The sequence below is a fragment of the Achromobacter sp. ISS7 genome (assembly GCF_056523125.1).
In genome coordinates, this window is sequence record NZ_JAWRZD010000001.1 from 3410637 (window position 1) to 3426574 (window position 15938).

Genomic DNA, 15938 nt, shown 5'->3' on the forward strand with positions numbered 1-15938 from the left:
TTGCATGGCGCCCGCCAACGCTGAAGATTTGCCCGCGCTGGATCGTTCCGGCGACGTGCCGCTGCACGCCCAGGTGGCGGCGCTGCTGCGCGGTTATATCCGTACCCGCAAGCTCGGCGCTGGCGCATTGCTGCCCAGCGAGGCCGCCTTGTGCGAGCGCTTCGGCGTGGCGCGCAGCGTGGTGCGGCAGGCGCTGTCGGCGCTGGCGACGGAAGGGCTGATCCAGCGCGAGGCCGGCCGTCCGGCGGTGGTGGCCGCGCCGCGCGAGCATCGCCGGCTGGTGCAGCGTTCCACCGGCCTGTACGAGCAGTTCGCGCAATCCGGCGTGGCGCTCAAGACCCGCGTGCTGGGCCTGGCGCCGGCCGAACCGCCGGCCGCGGTCGCCGAATTCTTCGGCAGCGCCGACCTGCTGCTGCTGGAACGGCTGCGCCACGTGGCCGACGCGCCGCTGGCCTATGTGCGCACCTGGCTGCCCGCCGCGGCGGTGCCCGGTCTGCGCGCCGACGACCTGGCCGACGCCTCGCTGCACGGCGTGCTGACCCGGCGCTTCGGCCTGCATCCCGGCGCCGGCCGCAACCAGATCCGCGCGGTGGCCGCCGACGCGGCGCTCGCCGGCCTGCTGCAGACCGCCGCCGGCACGCCCTTGCTGATGCTGGAAGGCCAGGGCATGGACCAGCACGGCCGGCCGCTGGAATGGTTCAGCACCTGGCACCGCGCCGAGCAACTGGTGTTCGACGTCGACGTCAGCGTCGGCCACGAAAGCGTGCAACCGCGCCTGCGCGAACCCGCGCCGCCGGCTTCCACCCCCGCCGAATCCGCCGCCGGCCACGATCCCCTGGCGCGCGCACAGGCGCTGGTCGCCGAACTGTCCGCCGAACTGGCGCGCCTACGCGGCGGCACGGGCCACTGACTCGCCCGGGCCGTGCGCGGCGCCTCTAGCGCAACGTCACCGCCGCATCGCGCTCGAACTGCCCATCCTCATCCAGCTCGCGCAAGGCGCGCCGCTCGGCCTCGGTCGGCGGCGGCGTCGGCTCCGCCCCTTGCGCGTCGAAGTCGAACCCGGTGCGCGCGCGCACTTCCTCCAGGCTGGACTCGGGGTGCCACGACTGCAACGCCAATCGGCCGTCGCGCTTGATGAACACCGCGATCGGCGTCGCCACGCCCGCGAAGCCGCCGCCCGACGTGACGAAATCCAGCTGTTCGACGAACACGCGGCGCGAATGCTCGGTGCGCCAGGTGCAGCAGCGACGCGCCGTCGGCGTCATCACGGCGCCGCCGCCACCGCCCGGCAGGCGGACCTTGGGCGCATGCCAGTCGCCGATGCAGGAGTTGTTGGCGCGGCCCGCGCCGTCGATCTGCGCCGCCCCCAGGAACGCCAGGTCCATGCGGCCGCGCGTGCACAGGTCGTAGAAATCCTCGTTGGCGAAGATCGACGCCGAATGCTCGGCCAGCACCGGATCGGAGCTGGACAGCGGAATGTGGGACGGCCGCGGATCGACCCCGCCGGCCACGTTGATGTAGACGTAGTCCCAGTCGTAGGCGCGCTTGGCCAGCAGGCAGGCCAGCATCGGCAGGGTCGAGTTCACGCCGCTGAAGGTGATCTCGTCGGGCCGGATGAAGCGCGCCAGGTTGGTGACGATGTACGAGAATCCCGACCATTGCTCAGCCATGCGCCGCTCCCGCTTTCGCCTCGGGCGCCGCGGCCAGGTGGGCCGCCAGGTCGCCCTGCTTGTCCATGTAGGCCTCCACCGCCGGATAGTCGATGGCGTAGTCCGGCCAGCATGAGCCGGGCCAGGCCGAGCGCGGCAGCACCGTGAATGCCTGCACCATGAAGTACGGCACCAGCGTGGCCTCGGGCTGCGCCTCGAACACGGCGCTGTCCACCAGTTTCTCGGCCACCACCAGCACGCTGCCGGCGGCGCGCGACATGATGCGGTCCCAATGCGCCGTGCCGTGTACCCGCACATTGCCGCGCGCGTCCACCTCCGATGCCTGGATCACGGCAAAGTCGGGCCGCACGGCCGGAATCACCCAGGTGCGCTCGCCGCTGCCATAGGGGTCGTCCAGGCAATGCCAGCCGTTCAGCACCGGCAGCGCGCTGCCGTGCAGGCCGCCGCAAGGCTGGAACGGCACGCCGTAGGCGGCCGCCCGCAGCCCCGCCGTCAGGCTGGCGCAGGCATGTTCCTCAAGCTCGACTTCGCCACGCTCGATGGCCTTGCGATACCACGGCGCCAGGCCGAAATTGCCTTCCATCGCCACGATGCCGGCGCGCACGCGCCGCAGCGCGCCGGCGCGGCACAGGATGTCCACGTCGTAGCCCGGCGACTGCTTGACCAGTTCCAGGTCGCGCCGTCCCTGCCGGATCAGTTCGCGCACGAAGGCGAACGGCCCCCGGTGCAGGAAGCTGCCGCCCAGCGCGACCGACGCGCCGTCCGGCACCAGCGCCGCCAGCTCGGCCAGCGAGCGCTGCTTGTGCGTTTGATTGAATCCCGAACCCATGCTGCCTCCTCGATTTTCTTATCGTCGCGCCGGCCGGGCCGGCGGCGTCAGCGCGCCTGCAGGTACGCCGCCACCCGCGCCTTCAGGCCGGGCTCGGCGGCCGAGCGCACCAGCCGCGCCAGGTCGGTGTCGGGCTGCTCGGCCGACAGGGCCGCATACAGCTGCGCGCGGGCCGCGCCGGTCAGCGCGGCGGCGGCCTGCTCGGCCTGCCGTTCGATCTCGGGCCAGGCTTCCTGCGCCGTCACGTGGCTGACGAAGCCGTCGCGGTAGGCCTCGGCCGCGCCGAACGTGCTGGCCTGTTCGAGGATGGCGCGGGCGCGTTCGGCCCCCACCAGCGCGGCGAAGCGGCGCGTGCCCAGCACCAGCCCGAATTTCAGGCCCGGCATGCGAAAGCTCGCCTCGGGCGCGCCGACGCGCCATTTGCAGGCGCCGAACAGATCGACGCCCGCGCCGAAATTGCGGCCGTGCGCCAACCCCACCGTCAGGCAGGGCGAGGCCGCCACGCGTTGCAGCAGCGTCTCGATGCGCACGAAGCGCAGCAGCAGGTCGCCCTCGCTCTGCGCGTCCAGATCGCCGAAATCGAAGCCGGCGCTGAAGTTGCGGCCCGCGCCTCGCAGCAGGATGACCTCGGCGCCCTGCGCCGGCGCCGCGTCGACCGCCGCGATCAACGCTTCGACCAGCTCGGCCGACAGCGCGTTCATCTTGTCGGGGCGCGCCAGCGTCAGCACCTGCGTGGCGCCGCGCCGCTCGACCTGCAGCGCCGCGCTCATGCGCCCCGCCCCTTGCCGCGCAGCGGTCCCAGCACCTCGTCGTTGTGCTGGCCCAGCGCGGGCGGCGGACGCCGCAGCGCGGTGGTCTGGCCGTCGAAGCGCACCGGCAGGCCGAAAGTGCGCGTGGCCACGCCGTTCGGCAGTTCCAGCGGCTGCACCCAGCCCATGTGCTCGACCTGCGGGTCCGCCAGCACTTCGGAATAGGTGTTGATGGGCGCGCACGGCACGCCGGCCGCGCGGAACCGCGCCAGCCACGTGGCCGCGTCGTCGGCCGCGAAGATCGCTTCGAGGATCTCGCGCAGCGCGTCCTGGTTGCGGGCGCGGGCGCTGGTATCGGTAAAGCGCGGATCGGCCAGCAGGTCCTCGCGGCCCACCGTCGCGCACACGCCCTTCCACAGCGCGTTGTTGCCGGCCGCCATGCCGAAATAGCCGCCCTTGCAGCGGAACGCCTGGTACGGCGCGTTGCGCGGGTGGGCCGAACCCAGCTTGACCGGATCGCGCCCGCTGCCGAAGAACTCCGAGGTCTGCAGCGCCGCGATGCCGAGCGTGGCGCCCAGCATCGGCACGTCGATATGCGTGCCCTGGCCGCTGGCCTGGGCGGCGCGCAGCGCCGAGGCGATGGCGAAGGCGCCGTACAGGCCGGCCGAGAAGTCCGCCACCGGCACGCCGCACTTGACCGGTTCGCCGCCGGCCTCGCCGGTGACGCTCATCAGGCCGCTCATGGCCTGGATGGTGAGGTCGAAGCCGCCCTCCTGGGCGCGCGGGCCGGATTGGCCATAGGCCGAGATCGAGCAGTACACCAGGCGCGGATTGGCCTCGCGCAAGGCCGCGTAGCCCAGGCCCAGGCGGTCCATCACGCCGGGCCGGTTGTTCTCGATCAGCACGTCAACGCTGGCGGCCAGTTCGCGCGCCAGGGCCAGGTCGGCCGGATCCTTCAGGTTCAGCGTGACCGAGCGCTTGTTGCGGTTGAGCGAGGCGAAGTTCTCGCTGTAGCCCTGGCTCAGCGGCGGCCAGCTGCGCAGCGTGTCGCCGCCCTCCGGGTTCTCCAGCTTGATCACGTCCGCGCCCATGTCCGCCAGCAGCATGCCGCAGAACGGCCCCGCGGCGACATTGCAAATCTCGAGCACGGTGATGCCGGCCAATGCCGAACCAGATGTCATGGTCGACCTCTCGTTATGCCAATTCAGTATTTGGAATGAGGAAAAGAATCCGAGGCCGCGCGCGATACCGTGGCATCGTGTCGCCTGCCTGCGTTCTTTCCGGATGCGAAAACGCGGCGCCAGGCCGCGGGCCAGCATAGCACCGCGAAGAATCCGCGGTAAACCATTAATTGAAAATCGAATCCTATTATTTAGGATTTACGAAGACGCACGCCCCGCTCGGGCAGCGCCGTCATTGCCCGAGAAACCCGCGGCGATACCCCATGCCCTGGGACAGCGTCTGGGCGCACGCCGCCACGTCCGGCGCCAGCTGCTTCATGCGGGCCGCGCTCAGGCGGTCGAGCGGGCCGGAGATGCCGATCGCCGCCACCGGCTGGTCCAGGCTGTTGAACAGCGCCACGGCCAGGCCGCCCACGCCCTCGCGCCATTCGCCGCGATTGACCGCGTAGCCGGTGCGCGCCACCTTGCGCAGTTCTTCCTTGAGCAGCGGCATCGACACCAGCGTGGCCGGCGTATGCCGCGCCAGCCGGTCGGCGTAGCGCTCGACATAGCCCTCGGCCTGGTAGGCCAGCAGCGCCTTGCCGGTGGCCACCGCGTAGGCCGGCGCGCGGCCGCCCACCATGGAATAGGCGCGGATCGGCTGCGGGCTGTCGATCTTGTCGACGTAGACCACGTCGAAGCCGTCCAGCACCGACAGGTGCACGGTCTCGCCGGTCTGGTCGGCCAGCGTGCGCATGAACGGCGCGGCCAGCCGGCGCAGGTCGAGCTGCGCGAGCTGGCGCGCCGCCAGCTCGAACAGGCGCACCGCGCCGCGATAGCCGCCGCCATCCTCGTCGCGCACGACGTAGCCGGCGTGGATAAGCGTTTGCAGGGTACGGTGGGTATTGCTGCGCGTCAGCCCGACCCGGGCGGCCAGCGCATCGATGGTGCGGGGCGGATTGTCCACGTCCGTGACCGCCTCCAACACCATCAACCCCTTGAGCAGTGTCTTGTCCATTTTTTTGGTTTTCCCAATATTTAGGACGCGAACATAGCACGGGCCGCGGCCGGCGAACAGGCCTCAGTGGCCCGGGGCGGGCAGGGCCGCGCGCACCGCCGCCGAACGGTCCCACAGGTTGGGCACGCTGGGCGCCGAATAGCCCGACACGAACGGCTTGGCCTGGCCCGAGGCCGGGTCGTAGACATGGCGCGACACCGCGCCGATGTTGCCGCCGTACATGTGCACGCTGATCGAGACCTTGTCATCGAAGGCGTTGGAGACGCGGTGGATGTCGCCCTCCTGCGGCGACAGGCGTTCGACGTCGCCCGGACGCAGGGTCTCCGGCTCGCCCCGCGGCGCCAGCCGGCCGTCGGTGCCGCGCGTGTAGCGCTGGTTGACCTCGGCGCCGCGCAGCATGCCGACATAGCCCCACACCTCGTGGTCGTGCACCGGCGTCTGCTGGCCCGGGCCCCACACGAAGCTGACGATGGAGAAGCGTTCGAGCGGATCGCAATGCAGCAGGTACTGCTGGTAGTACTGGGGATGCGGCGCGGTACAGGCCTCGGGCAGCCAGTCGTCGTGCGCGATCAGCGCGGCGAAGGCGGCCTGCAGTTCGGGCGACTGCGCCAGCCCGTCGGGCGTGGCCAGGCGGGTCGCGGTGGCAATGAAATGGCGCAGCCGGTCCAGGCCGGCGGTGGCTTCGGGCATTGCATCTCTCCGGATCGGGCGCGGCCGCTCGGGCCATGCCATTGAACATCCCAATTTGACTATCCAGTATCCATCATTTGGGATGCGCGCCGCAATGCCCCGTCCGCGCGCCGTTGCGCGCTTGACAGCCCGGGGGCCACGCGTGCAGCGTATCGAACCCGTCCTTCACCGCATTCCCCGCATGGCAACCGAGCTTCCCTCCATTCCGCCCGCGCTCGCCGACCAGCTGGCGCGCGCCCGGCGCGTGACCGTCTTCACCGGCGCCGGCGTGTCCGCCGAAAGCGGCATCGCCACCTTCCGCGATCCGCTCACCGGCTTGTGGGCGCGCTTCGACGCCCGCGCCCTGGCCACGCCAGAGGCCTTCGCGGCCCAGCCTGACCTGGTGTGGGGCTGGTATGAATGGCGCCGCGCGCAGGTCGCGCGCGCCGAGCCGAACGCGGTCCACCGCGCCATCGCGGCGCTGGCGCGGAAAATTCCCGCGCTGACCCTGGTCACCCAGAACGTCGACAACCTGCATGAACGCGCCGGCAGCGACGCCGTGATCCACCTGCACGGCAGCCTGCATGCGCCGCGCTGCAGCGCCTGCGGACACGCCGCCCGCTTCGCGCCGCGCGCGCCGGACGACGGCCGCGACGCGCCCGCCGAAGAACGCGCGATCACGCCGCCCGCCTGCGTCGAATGCGGCGCGTCGATACGGCCGGGCGTGGTCTGGTTCGGTGAAAGCCTGCCGGCCGATGCCTGGCGCGCGGCGCAGCAGGCGTGCGACGATTGCGACCTGTTCTTCAGCATCGGCACCTCGGCGCTGGTGTATCCCGCGGCGGAACTGCCGCTGCGCGCCGCGCGCGGCGGCGCGACCGTGGTGCAGGTCAACCCGGCGCCCACGCCGCTGGACGCGCACGCCGACTTCAACCTGCGCGGCGCGGCCGCCGACGTCATGCCGCGATTGCTGGCCGCCGCCGGCTTCTGAGCCCGGCCGGCAACACCGCGACGCGCGGCCGCCGCCTCACCATTTGCAGCCGTCGTCACGCACCGTGTCGGCCAGCAGGAACGGCAACGCCAGCAACCCCAGATGGGCATGCGCGTCGCGGCAAGGCGGCCGCGCGCTTTGCGCGATTCCCTTGGCCAGCGCCGACGGTTCGGCCCGCGTCTTGGGCGCCAGGTCCACCCTCGCCTCGCCCCGCGCGCGCGGCAGGCCTTGCGCCGCGGCATCCTCGTCACGCCAGCGGAAATCGCGTGGCGGCGCGGCGGGCGATGCGGCGCCGGCGGCCGCGGGCGGCGGACGCGCCACCGCCGGCGCATTGGCCGCGGGCGCATTGGCCGCAGGTGTCTTGGCGGGCGGCGCCTGAAGCGGCGCGGAGGGCTTCGCAGGCTCGGAAGGGGGCGGCGCGGACGACTTCGGCAACACGGGCGAAGACGCCTTGGCGGACTCGGCGGATGCGGGCGAAGGCGGCGCGATCGGCGGCGCCACGGCGGACGTCGCCGATGACGTGGACGGCCGCGGCGCGGGCACGGGTGGCAACAGCGTCACGAAGAAATCGTCCTGGCGGATCGATGCCGTTGTCGGCGGCGCTTCGCGCTCGCTCGCGGCCCACCACAACAGGCAGGCGGCCAGCACATGAAAGGCGCACGAAAGGCCCGCGGCCCACCCCGCCAGCACGCGGCCGCGCGGCACGGTTGGCGCAGTCCGAAAGGCGCCCGCTCCAACGGAAAACATCACGGCAACCCTGGCATCGAATCCGCCATTTTGCGGGCGCGCCAGCGCGCCAAAGCCGGCTGCCGCGTGAAGATTTGTGAAGATGTTTTGAGTGAATCAGGACTACCATGGACAAACGTCCGCGATGCAGGGGAAACCCCAAATTCCATCGCGCACGCAGAGGGATACAGTGGTAGCGAACCATTGCAGCCATGGAGATCATCATTCCGTTTTCCTGGAGACTTCCCGACGTGTTCGTGCGTTCACCCGACGGTGTCCTCCACCGCGTGGTGCGGCACGCCACGACCACGGAAACCATTGCCAAACTCGAGAGCATTCCCAGCAACTACCACCTGGATTGCGAATGCATGCTCGACAATGGCGAGGCCCTGGCCTGGATCGGCGATAATCTGTACCGTCAGGTCAATGGCGGGGTCATCTTCACCGCAGAACCCGGCGCCGCGCCCCCCATGGCCGAGGCACGCAAGAACGCCAAGGCCCGCAACACGGTGCGCGATGCCTGCCGTCCCGCTGCCGCGCAAGAATCACACGCGGCGCAAAAAAACGTCGTACCATCAGCTGTAGCAAGACTAAAAACCGGCAACGATTGGAGCCTGATACGCGCCTGGCGCGAGCACCTGAACATCAGCACCGCTGACATGGCTGCCCGCCTGGGGGTGGATCACTCCATCTATATCGAATTGGAAAGGCCGCGTCCGCGACCGCGCCAGATCATCCTGGACCGCATCTCGGCAGCGCTGGGTGTCACGCCTGACCAACTCGATGATTCATCGTTAGGAGGGCATTTCCATTGATGCGGGCCGCCTGAGCCTGAACGATGGAGATGTTCGAGCAACTTTGGCGCCGCGTAAGAATGGCCGCGCATGGGGAGGTACCTGAAATGCTCGGAACCGCAAGACGATTGACCGATGTACTGGCCACGGCCCCCGACGGCACGTTGTATCGCATCGAACGCTTCGTGTCGGACCCCGACGCCTACTCCGCGCTCGGCACATCCCGCTTCGACCCCAAGGCGCATTGCGTCTGCCGCACCAGCTCGGGCGAAAAGGTCGCCTGGCTCGGCGGCCAGGTCTACCAACTGCTCAAGACCGGCCTGTGCCTGACGGCGGTGGACCGACGACGCGGCTGAAGCCGCTCAGCGCCGCCCGCCCTTCCCCGTGAACCGCGCCACGACGAACTCGACGAACGTCGTGAGCTTGGGCAACGCCTGCCTGTCCTTCGGATACAGCAGCGAGACCGGCCGCGCGTCCGGCCAGTACGGCTGCAGGATCGGCGTCAGCTTGCCGGCGCGCACGTCTTCGGCCAGCAGCAGCTCGGGCTGCAGCACGATGCCGAAGCCGGCCAGCGCCGCCTGCCTGAGCGCCTGGCCGTTGTTCGAAACGAAGCGGCTGGTCGGCGGATAGTCGGCCTGCGCGCCCTCGCCGTCCGCAAGCCGCCAGCCCGTGCGGCGGCTCCAGTACGAGAAGTCCAGGCACTGGTGCCGCGCCAGGTCGGCCGGCGTCTCGGGCGTGCCATGGCGCGCCAGGTAGGCCGGCGCGGCGCAAATGATCATCTGGTAGCGGCCGATGGCGCGCGCCACCAGGCCGGAATCGCGCGGCTCGCCGATGCGCACCGCCAGGTCGTAGCGCGAGGCCACCAGGTCCTCGACCGCATCGCTCAAGGCCAGTTCGACGCTGACGTCCGGATAGCGATCCAGGTAGTCGGCGATCGCCGGCGCCAGCGCGAACGAACCGAACGAGACCGTCGACGTGATGCGCAGGTTGCCGCGCGGCGCCACGCGCAACGCCTCGGCGCCCTGCTCCGCGTCGCGGATGTCGGCCAGGATCTCCTTGCAGCGCGCGTAGTACGCCTGGCCCGCCTCGGTCAGGCTCTGGCGCCGCGTGGTGCGGTTCATCAGCCGCAGCCCCAGCCGCGCCTCCAGGCCCTTGATGTGCTTGGCCGCCATGGCGGCGGACATCTCATGGCGCGTGGCCGCCGCCGTCAGGCTGCCCAGCTCGACCACCGCCACGAAGACTTCCATGCTGAGCAGACGGTCCATGAATTACGCACCCTGGGTATGAAGTGTTCCAACCATTCCCGGATTTTTCCACAGGAATGGAAATCGCAGAATGCTTTCATGCGCTGGCGTCCATGCCGCGCGCCCCATCAAATCCAGGAGTCCCCATGAAAATCGCACTTATCGGCGCCAGCGGCACCATCGGCCGCGCCGTCGCCCACGAACTGGGCCAGCGCCACGAGATCATCGCCGTCGGCAAGACCCAGGGCCAATACCAGGTCGACATCACCCGCAGCGACAGCATCCGCGGCCTGTTCGAACGCATCGGCAAGGTCGACGCCATCGTCTCCACCGCCGGCACGCTGCACTTCGGCCCGCTGGCGGAAATGACGGCTGAACAGTTCAAGATCGGCCTGCACGACAAGCTGCTGGGCCAGGTCGACCTGGCGCTGATCGGCCAGCACTACCTGAACCAGGGCGGCTCGATCACGCTGACCAGCGGCATCGTCAGCGACGAGCCGATCCGCTTCGGCGCCAACGCGTCGGCCGTCAACTCGGCCATCGATGGCTTCGTGCGCGGCGCGGCGGTGGAACTGCAAGGCGCGCGCATCAACTCGGTCAGCCCGACCGTGCTGCAGGAATCGTGGGAAGGCTACGGCCCCTACTTCCTGGGCTTCGAGGCCGCGCCCGCCCAACGCGTGGCGCTGGCCTACAGCCGCAGCGTCGAGGGCGCGCAGACCGGCCGCGTGTACCGCGTCTGGTAAAACCCGCGCCCGGGCCGGCAACGCCGGCCAGGACCCGCCTACGCCGCCAGGTGGCGGTTGTAGGTGAGGAACACCTGATCCTGTTCCCAGCCCAGCGACTCATACAAGGCCTGCGCCGGCAGGTTGGTCCGGGCGGTGGTCAGGTCCATGCGGGCGTAGCCGCCGGCGCGGGCATGCGCCTCGGCCTGCCGCAGCAAGGCGCGGCCGGCGCCGCTCTTGCGCGCCCCCGGCGCCACGAACAGGTCATACAGTACGTAGATGGGCGCGGCGATCACCGAGCAGAACGACGGATACAACTGGCAGAAACCCAACGCGGCGCCCTCGGCGTCCTCGGCCAGCAGGATCACCGATTCATGGCGCGCCAGCCGCGCCTGCACGAAGGCCAGCGCGGCCGCCGGATCGGCCGGCTGCGCGTAGAACTGGCGGTAGGCGTCGAACAGCGGCGCGACGCGCGTGGCGTCGTCCAGGCAGGCAAGTCTGATCTCGATGCGGCTCATGGTGTCCGTGCAAATAAGCGAATGTACACTCAGCGCATTCTCGGGAGAACCGCATGCGCTACACCCTGATGCTCGCGTGCGTGGCCGCCGCCACGCTCACCTCCGCCTGCTCGTCGCGCCAGGCCTACGATTCCGGCCAGGCCTGGCAACGCAATGAATGCAACAGGATCGCCGACGCGCAGGAACGCCAGCGCTGCATGGGCTCGGCGTCCACGTCGTACGACAGCTATCAGCGCCAGCGGCAGGACATCCAGAAATAAGCCGTCGCGCCTGGCGCGGCTCAATGCGGAGAATCTTGAATGCGGACGAGATCTCCGGCACGCTGAAAACAAAAAAGCCCGGCGCAAGGCCAGGCTTTTTTTCTGCTTTTTTTCAAGCACCACGCCGACGAATCGACGCGTATCGAATGAGGTGGCGCGCCCGGCAGGATTCGAACCTACGACCCCCTGGTTCGTAGCCAGGTACTCTATCCAGCTGAGCTACGGGCGCGCTAAAGAGGCGTGTTTATAACATGGATTCGTGACGGTCCGCAAATCGGTGGTGGACTGTTGCCACCCGGCGCGGCTTGCGCCAGATCAATCCCCAGGCTCCCGGGCAGCGTTACGCTGGATTCAAGGAGACTGAAGCATGGCCAAGAAATTTCCCTTGCATCCCAAGCACCCGGAACGCATCTGCTGGGGCTGCGACCGCTACTGTTCCACCGATGAGCTGGCCTGTGGCAACGGCTCGGATCGCACCATGCACCCGGCCGAACTGCTGGGCGACGACTGGTACACCGTGGGCAACTGGGGACTGGAAGATGACGACGTCGCCGCCGATACCAAGGCCGGAACCGCCGCCCCGGCCAGCGCTGATGCGAGCGCCACTGCCACGCACTGATAAAAGCAAAAAGGCCTTCGATCCAGGATCAAAGGCCTTTTCATTTTCGCCGCGTTTTTTCACGCGTTTTTTTTTACCGATTTACTCATCCGGTGGTGATATCCATCCAAATGAGTTGGCGCGCCCGGCAGGATTCGAACCTACGACCCCCTGGTTCGTAGCCAGGTACTCTATCCAGCTGAGCTACGGGCGCTCCGGTAAAGAGGCAAGATTATATCAGAATAATTTCACCACTGCACTGCTCTTGTCTTTTTCACTCAAGCGCTCGACCTGAGTATTCCATCGCATGCCTTTTTTTCTTTGCCATTTCCCGCGCCGGGTTACGGCAACGGTGATGACAAAACAAGCAAAGGAATTCGATGGCGCGCCCGGCAGGATTCGAACCTACGACCCCCTGGTTCGTAGCCAGGTACTCTATCCAGCTGAGCTACGGGCGCGTTAAAAAGCAAGCCTTGCATCATAGCGTTGTTTCGCAAAGCGTGCAAGTCGCTTGCCATGCATGGCTCAAGCGTGACGACCCACGGCGGCCCACGGCGGCCCGCCATCGGCAACCACTCTCATTCTCATTGACTGGCGGTCAGTCATTATCTATATTTCTTTAACCCCGCGCCGCCCGTGCGCCCCTTGCTCCCCTCGCCACCATGATCGCTCCCTTTGCCTCGATGCCGGCCGCCACCGGCGAACGTATCGTGCCGTCGCTAACGGCGGGGCCGCTGCATCCCGGCCCCTTGCCCGCCAACGCGCTCACGGTGGTATTGGGGGCCGCCGCCTCCGGCAAGACACGCCTGCTGTCCCGCATCGCGCGCGACTTGGCGCAGGACGAAGCCCCCGTCCGCGTCATCATGGTGGAGCGGCATGCCGCCGCGGTGCCGTCGTTGCGCGCCTTCGAGGCCCTGCTGCTGGCGCACAAGCAAGGCGACCGCTGGGCGGTGGGCACGCGCGAAATCCAGGCGGTCCGCGCCTGCCTGCGGCAGGTCGGGCTGGCGCAGGCCGCCGACAGGCTGGTGGAACAACTGGATGCCGAGGCGCGCCAGCGCCTGCTGATCGCGCACGCCCTGATCCGCCAGCCCGACGTGCTGCTCATGGATCAGCCCGAGCGCGCGCTCGCGCCATGCCACCAGGCCGACATCGCGCTGATGCTGCGGCGCATTGCCGCCGAACACGGCTTGCGCGCCGTCATCGCCATGGCCGATGCCGCCACCGCGCTGCGGGTGGCCGACAGGCTGCTGCTGATGCGCGACGGGCGTCTTGTCGCCACGGGATCGCCGGCGCAGCTGCGGGCCCTGGCCCGGGCCGGCGATATCGATGCGGCGTGGCTGCCGTCCTGACAAACCGCGGCGTCTACACGGCCACGCCGAGCATGCGCAGATAGGCGTCGGCAACGCCGCGCGCGAAGTCGGTGGAATCCGGCAGCTTCGACAGGATCGCGTCGTCGGTGGCGCAATGCACGCCGGCATAGATCAGCAGCGACATCATGCGCGGATTGTCCACGCGCCAGGCGCCGGCCTCGGCCCCCGCCTGCAGGATGCCGTGCAGCTGCCTGACCACGTCGTTGCCGGTATGCCCCTCGCGCGCGTGGTGATGCTGATGCGTGAAAACGATGTCGTGCACCCGATAGGTGCGCAGATAGGTCGCGACGTTGGCCTGCACCCAGGCGCGCAGCTTGCCGATCCAGTCATCTGGCTCGCAGGCCGCGATCGCGCCTTCCAGTTGCGCGACGAACTCGCGCACGTAGCGCTCGGCCAGCGCCTGCAGCATTTCGTGCTTGGACGGGAAGTAGACATAGAACGTGCCCTTGGCCACGCCCGCCGCTTCCGTGATCTCGCTGATGGTGGTGGCGTCGACCCCTTTTTCCAGGAACAGCGCCTGCGCCGCGCCCATCAATTCATCCAGGCGGACCTCGGGCGGCTTGGTGCGAGGCGACGCCTGGCGCGCGGATTCGCCTGCGGAATGGTCGGTCATTGCTTTCACTCGGATTTCAGCCATGGCACAAGTCTAAGGGAATTTCGCGGCAGTCTCCCTGGCGTACAGCTTGCCGACAGCCGATGGTCACATTGATACAACGTCGCAAACCTAGGCTACTCGCCGTGAATGCCGGCTGTCATCCGGCAACCCTCGTGGCGCAATGACAGGGCGCCGCCCTCTCCGCAAGGTCTACAACCATGTCTGAAAAAGAAAAGAGCGCGAACGCGCAGGCTGCCGCGACGTCGACGGCCGCCGATCACGCTGATGCGGGCACTCCCGTTCGCGCCACCCGCCGGGGCTTCCTGACCGGTATCGCCGCGCTCGGCGCGAGCGCCGCCGCCATGGGCGCGCTGTCCGGCTGTTCCGGCGACGGCGATGACGACGACAACAACAACACCCCGGCCGCGCCCGCGCCGGACCTCACGACGCAGCTGCGCAAGAACGTCAAGACGCTGGTCGTGATCTTCGCGGAAAACCGCAGCTTCAACAACCTGTTCTCGAACTTCCCCGGCGTGGAAAAGCCGCTGTCCGCGCTGACCGCCGCCGACTACACGCAGAAGGACCGCGACGGCACGACGCTGTCGGTGCTGCCGCCGGTGTGGGGCGGCATGGTGCCGACCTCGCAACAGGCCAACCACGTCACCTACCAGGTCGCCGAGAACGCGCCCTACATGAACAACCTGCCCAACGCGCCGTTCGACCTGCGCGGCCCGCAAGGCGAGCCGCTGCCGCAAGGCGTGGTCACGCGCGACCTGTGGCACGTGTTCTACCAGAACCAGATGCAGATCAACGGCGGCAAGAACGACCGCTTCGTCGCCTGGGCCGACTCCGGCGCGCTGGTCATGGGCCGCTACAGCGACTCCGCCTACAACCTGCGCCTGTGGAAGCTGGCCCAGGAATTCGTGCTGTGCGACAACTTCTTCCAGGGCGCGTTCGGCGGTTCGTTCCTGAACCACCAATACCTGGTCGCCGGCCGTCCGCCGTTCTACCCGGACCTGGCCAACGCCTCGATCAACGTGCGCGGCCAGATCGCCCAGCTGCAAAGCGCCGATCCGACCGACCCCAACCTGCAACCCAAGCCGACCTCGCCGGCCAGCGCGCTCACCGGCGCGCCGCAGTTCGGCGCCAGCGCCCTGACGCCGGACGGCTATGGCGTGAACACCATGGGCCCTCCGTACTGGCCCGCGTTCTCGCGCGATGCCGCCAACCCGACCCAGGCCGATCCGACTTCGGTGTTCATGCTGCCGCAAACGCACAGCAACATCGGCGACCTGATGACGGCCAAGGGCCTGGACTGGGCCTGGTACGCGGGCGGCTGGCAGGCGGCGATCGATTCGACCGCCAGCACCGGCTTCCCGTCGTCGCCCAACTTCCAGGCGCACCACCAGCCCTTCAACTACTTCCAGAGCACCGGTCCCGGCACCGCCGCGCGCACCGCGCACCTGCGTGACGGCGGCCTCGGCGATCTGTCGTCGACCAACAAGTTCCTGGCCGACGCCGAAGCCGGCAAGCTGCCCCCGCTGACGTTCTACAAGCCGCAAGGCAACCTGAACATGCACGCGGGCTACGCCGACGTCGATTCCGGCGACCGCCACATCGCCCACATCGTCGACAGCCTGCGCAAGAGCTCGCAGTGGGACAACATGGTGGTCGTGATCACCGTCGACGAGAACGGCGGCTGGTGGGACCACGTGGCGCCGCCCAAGGGCGACCGCTGGGGCCCCGGCACGCGCATTCCGGCGCTGGTGGTCTCGCCCTTCGCCAAGAAGGGCACCGTCGACCACACCATCTACGACACCGGCTCGATCCTGCGCCTGGCCGCCCGCCTGTTCGACCTGCCGACGCTCGACGGCCTGAAGGCGCGCGACGACGCCATGACCGCGCGCGGCCAGAAGCCGATGGGCGACCTGACCAACGCGCTGACCTTCAGCGCCTGATCGACGGCCGCCTGGACGCCTGATCGCCTTCCATTGACGGCGACAGCGTCCCGCGAGCGCCGGGCGGGCA

The 15938-nt window shown here is 68.9% G+C and carries 19 protein-coding genes and 3 tRNA genes; 9 read left to right on the forward strand and 13 right to left on the reverse strand.

Annotated features, from left to right (window positions below):
- Nucleotides 1-4: 4 nt before the first annotated feature.
- Nucleotides 5-910, forward strand: coding sequence for a GntR family transcriptional regulator (locus AC1HFW_RS15115; protein ID WP_241070287.1), 906 nt, complete (start codon nucleotides 5-7; stop codon nucleotides 908-910).
- Between the two features lie 25 nt (nucleotides 911-935).
- On the opposite strand, the gene AC1HFW_RS15120 is transcribed toward AC1HFW_RS15115, so the two are convergent.
- From AC1HFW_RS15120 to AC1HFW_RS15145, 6 genes are all read right to left on the reverse strand, one after another.
- The gene (locus AC1HFW_RS15120; protein ID WP_061073876.1) at nucleotides 936-1670 is read right to left on the reverse strand and encodes a CoA-transferase subunit beta; all 735 of its coding nucleotides are present in this window, start codon (nucleotides 1668-1670) and stop codon (nucleotides 936-938) included.
- Complete coding sequence (locus tag AC1HFW_RS15125; protein WP_061073875.1) at nucleotides 1663-2499, reverse strand: CoA transferase subunit A; 837 nt, start codon at nucleotides 2497-2499, stop codon at nucleotides 1663-1665. Before AC1HFW_RS15125 ends, AC1HFW_RS15120 begins: the two co-directional genes overlap by 8 nt.
- A 47-nt stretch (nucleotides 2500-2546) precedes the next feature.
- Nucleotides 2547-3269: an enoyl-CoA hydratase/isomerase family protein gene (locus tag AC1HFW_RS15130; protein WP_241075538.1), complete on the reverse strand. Its 723-nt coding sequence runs from the start codon at nucleotides 3267-3269 to the stop codon at nucleotides 2547-2549.
- Nucleotides 3266-4429, reverse strand: coding sequence for a CaiB/BaiF CoA transferase family protein (locus AC1HFW_RS15135; RefSeq protein WP_238890550.1), 1164 nt, complete (start codon nucleotides 4427-4429; stop codon nucleotides 3266-3268). Before AC1HFW_RS15135 ends, AC1HFW_RS15130 begins: the two co-directional genes overlap by 4 nt.
- A 232-nt stretch (nucleotides 4430-4661) precedes the next feature.
- On the reverse strand, nucleotides 4662-5426 hold the full coding sequence (locus tag AC1HFW_RS15140) for an IclR family transcriptional regulator (RefSeq protein WP_006390331.1): 765 nt from the start codon (nucleotides 5424-5426) through the stop codon (nucleotides 4662-4664).
- A 63-nt stretch (nucleotides 5427-5489) separates the two neighbouring features.
- A complete protein-coding gene (locus tag AC1HFW_RS15145; protein ID WP_479284155.1) occupies nucleotides 5490-6116 on the reverse strand; it encodes a cysteine dioxygenase family protein in 627 nt (208 codons plus the stop codon).
- A 181-nt stretch (nucleotides 6117-6297) separates the two neighbouring features.
- Between AC1HFW_RS15145 and AC1HFW_RS15150 the strand changes: the two genes are divergently transcribed.
- A complete protein-coding gene (locus AC1HFW_RS15150) occupies nucleotides 6298-7083 on the forward strand; it encodes an SIR2 family NAD-dependent protein deacylase (RefSeq protein WP_479284157.1) in 786 nt (261 codons plus the stop codon).
- Nucleotides 7084-7119: 36 nt separating this feature from the next.
- Here the strand turns inward: AC1HFW_RS15150 and AC1HFW_RS15155 are convergent, their stop codons facing one another.
- Complete coding sequence (locus AC1HFW_RS15155) at nucleotides 7120-7731, reverse strand: hypothetical protein (protein WP_479284159.1); 612 nt, start codon at nucleotides 7729-7731, stop codon at nucleotides 7120-7122.
- 290 nt (nucleotides 7732-8021) lie between these two features.
- On the opposite strand from AC1HFW_RS15155, the gene AC1HFW_RS15160 reads away from it, so the two are divergent.
- Both AC1HFW_RS15160 and AC1HFW_RS15165 read left to right on the forward strand, forming a co-directional pair.
- Nucleotides 8022-8624, forward strand: coding sequence for a helix-turn-helix domain-containing protein (locus AC1HFW_RS15160; protein ID WP_479284160.1), 603 nt, complete (start codon nucleotides 8022-8024; stop codon nucleotides 8622-8624).
- Nucleotides 8625-8731: 107 nt separating this feature from the next.
- On the forward strand, nucleotides 8732-8959 hold the full coding sequence (locus tag AC1HFW_RS15165; RefSeq protein WP_006390337.1) for a hypothetical protein: 228 nt from the start codon (nucleotides 8732-8734) through the stop codon (nucleotides 8957-8959).
- A 6-nt stretch (nucleotides 8960-8965) separates the two neighbouring features.
- Here AC1HFW_RS15165 and AC1HFW_RS15170 read toward each other — a convergent pair whose 3' ends face one another.
- Entirely contained in the window at nucleotides 8966-9868 is a 903-nt protein-coding gene (locus AC1HFW_RS15170) for a LysR family transcriptional regulator (protein WP_035359238.1), read from the reverse strand.
- Between the two features lie 125 nt (nucleotides 9869-9993).
- Here AC1HFW_RS15170 and AC1HFW_RS15175 point away from each other — a divergent pair, with 125 nt between their 5' ends.
- Entirely contained in the window at nucleotides 9994-10590 is a 597-nt protein-coding gene (locus AC1HFW_RS15175) for a short chain dehydrogenase (protein WP_061073870.1), read from the forward strand.
- A 38-nt stretch (nucleotides 10591-10628) separates the two neighbouring features.
- Here AC1HFW_RS15175 and AC1HFW_RS15180 read toward each other — a convergent pair whose 3' ends face one another.
- Complete coding sequence (locus AC1HFW_RS15180; RefSeq protein ID WP_006390340.1) at nucleotides 10629-11087, reverse strand: GNAT family N-acetyltransferase; 459 nt, start codon at nucleotides 11085-11087, stop codon at nucleotides 10629-10631.
- A gap of 53 nt (nucleotides 11088-11140) precedes the next feature.
- Between AC1HFW_RS15180 and AC1HFW_RS15185 the strand changes: the two genes are divergently transcribed.
- A complete protein-coding gene (locus tag AC1HFW_RS15185; RefSeq protein WP_006390341.1) occupies nucleotides 11141-11347 on the forward strand; it encodes a hypothetical protein in 207 nt (68 codons plus the stop codon).
- 152 nt (nucleotides 11348-11499) lie between these two features.
- Here the strand turns inward: AC1HFW_RS15185 and AC1HFW_RS15190 are convergent.
- Nucleotides 11500-11576, reverse strand: a tRNA-Arg gene (locus AC1HFW_RS15190).
- A gap of 138 nt (nucleotides 11577-11714) precedes the next feature.
- Between AC1HFW_RS15190 and AC1HFW_RS15195 the strand changes: the two genes are divergently transcribed.
- Nucleotides 11715-11966 (forward strand): DUF3079 domain-containing protein, encoded by a 252-nt coding sequence (locus AC1HFW_RS15195; RefSeq protein WP_479284163.1) that lies wholly within the window; start codon nucleotides 11715-11717, stop codon nucleotides 11964-11966.
- Between the two features lie 116 nt (nucleotides 11967-12082).
- Here the strand turns inward: AC1HFW_RS15195 and AC1HFW_RS15200 are convergent.
- Both AC1HFW_RS15200 and AC1HFW_RS15205 read right to left on the reverse strand, forming a co-directional pair.
- A tRNA-Arg gene (locus tag AC1HFW_RS15200) sits at nucleotides 12083-12159 on the reverse strand.
- Between the two features lie 167 nt (nucleotides 12160-12326).
- Nucleotides 12327-12403 (reverse strand) — tRNA-Arg (locus tag AC1HFW_RS15205).
- 204 nt (nucleotides 12404-12607) lie between these two features.
- On the opposite strand from AC1HFW_RS15205, the gene AC1HFW_RS15210 reads away from it, so the two are divergent.
- Nucleotides 12608-13294, forward strand: a complete 687-nt coding sequence (locus tag AC1HFW_RS15210; protein WP_479284164.1) for an ATP-binding cassette domain-containing protein — start codon at nucleotides 12608-12610, stop codon at nucleotides 13292-13294.
- A 13-nt stretch (nucleotides 13295-13307) separates the two neighbouring features.
- Here the strand turns inward: AC1HFW_RS15210 and AC1HFW_RS15215 are convergent, their stop codons facing one another.
- The gene (locus tag AC1HFW_RS15215; protein ID WP_006390344.1) at nucleotides 13308-13928 is read right to left on the reverse strand and encodes a TetR/AcrR family transcriptional regulator; all 621 of its coding nucleotides are present in this window, start codon (nucleotides 13926-13928) and stop codon (nucleotides 13308-13310) included.
- Between the two features lie 200 nt (nucleotides 13929-14128).
- On the opposite strand from AC1HFW_RS15215, the gene acpA reads away from it, so the two are divergent.
- Nucleotides 14129-15868, forward strand: coding sequence for an acid phosphatase (gene acpA / locus AC1HFW_RS15220; protein WP_479284166.1), 1740 nt, complete (start codon nucleotides 14129-14131; stop codon nucleotides 15866-15868).
- The last annotated feature ends 70 nt before the right edge of the window (nucleotides 15869-15938 follow it).

What these genes read in the sequence shown, in the direction of transcription:
- AC1HFW_RS15115 (WP_241070287.1), top strand. Translation starts at nt 5, where the DNA reads ATGGCGCCCGCCAACGCTGAAGATTTGCCCGCGCTGGATCGTTCCGGC.
- AC1HFW_RS15120 (WP_061073876.1), bottom strand. Translation starts at nt 1,670, where the DNA reads ATGGCTGAGCAATGGTCGGGATTCTCGTACATCGTCACCAACCTGGCG.
- AC1HFW_RS15125 (WP_061073875.1), bottom strand. Translation starts at nt 2,499, where the DNA reads ATGGGTTCGGGATTCAATCAAACGCACAAGCAGCGCTCGCTGGCCGAG.
- AC1HFW_RS15130 (WP_241075538.1), bottom strand. Translation starts at nt 3,269, where the DNA reads ATGAGCGCGGCGCTGCAGGTCGAGCGGCGCGGCGCCACGCAGGTGCTG.
- AC1HFW_RS15135 (WP_238890550.1), bottom strand. Translation starts at nt 4,429, where the DNA reads ATGACATCTGGTTCGGCATTGGCCGGCATCACCGTGCTCGAGATTTGC.
- AC1HFW_RS15140 (WP_006390331.1), bottom strand. Translation starts at nt 5,426, where the DNA reads ATGGACAAGACACTGCTCAAGGGGTTGATGGTGTTGGAGGCGGTCACG.
- AC1HFW_RS15145 (WP_479284155.1), bottom strand. Translation starts at nt 6,116, where the DNA reads ATGCCCGAAGCCACCGCCGGCCTGGACCGGCTGCGCCATTTCATTGCC.
- AC1HFW_RS15150 (WP_479284157.1), top strand. Translation starts at nt 6,298, where the DNA reads ATGGCAACCGAGCTTCCCTCCATTCCGCCCGCGCTCGCCGACCAGCTG.
- AC1HFW_RS15160 (WP_479284160.1), top strand. Translation starts at nt 8,022, where the DNA reads ATGGAGATCATCATTCCGTTTTCCTGGAGACTTCCCGACGTGTTCGTG.
- AC1HFW_RS15170 (WP_035359238.1), bottom strand. Translation starts at nt 9,868, where the DNA reads ATGGACCGTCTGCTCAGCATGGAAGTCTTCGTGGCGGTGGTCGAGCTG.
- AC1HFW_RS15175 (WP_061073870.1), top strand. Translation starts at nt 9,994, where the DNA reads ATGAAAATCGCACTTATCGGCGCCAGCGGCACCATCGGCCGCGCCGTC.
- AC1HFW_RS15180 (WP_006390340.1), bottom strand. Translation starts at nt 11,087, where the DNA reads ATGAGCCGCATCGAGATCAGACTTGCCTGCCTGGACGACGCCACGCGC.
- AC1HFW_RS15185 (WP_006390341.1), top strand. Translation starts at nt 11,141, where the DNA reads ATGCGCTACACCCTGATGCTCGCGTGCGTGGCCGCCGCCACGCTCACC.
- AC1HFW_RS15195 (WP_479284163.1), top strand. Translation starts at nt 11,715, where the DNA reads ATGGCCAAGAAATTTCCCTTGCATCCCAAGCACCCGGAACGCATCTGC.
- AC1HFW_RS15210 (WP_479284164.1), top strand. Translation starts at nt 12,608, where the DNA reads ATGATCGCTCCCTTTGCCTCGATGCCGGCCGCCACCGGCGAACGTATC.
- AC1HFW_RS15215 (WP_006390344.1), bottom strand. Translation starts at nt 13,928, where the DNA reads ATGACCGACCATTCCGCAGGCGAATCCGCGCGCCAGGCGTCGCCTCGC.
- acpA (WP_479284166.1), top strand. Translation starts at nt 14,129, where the DNA reads ATGTCTGAAAAAGAAAAGAGCGCGAACGCGCAGGCTGCCGCGACGTCG.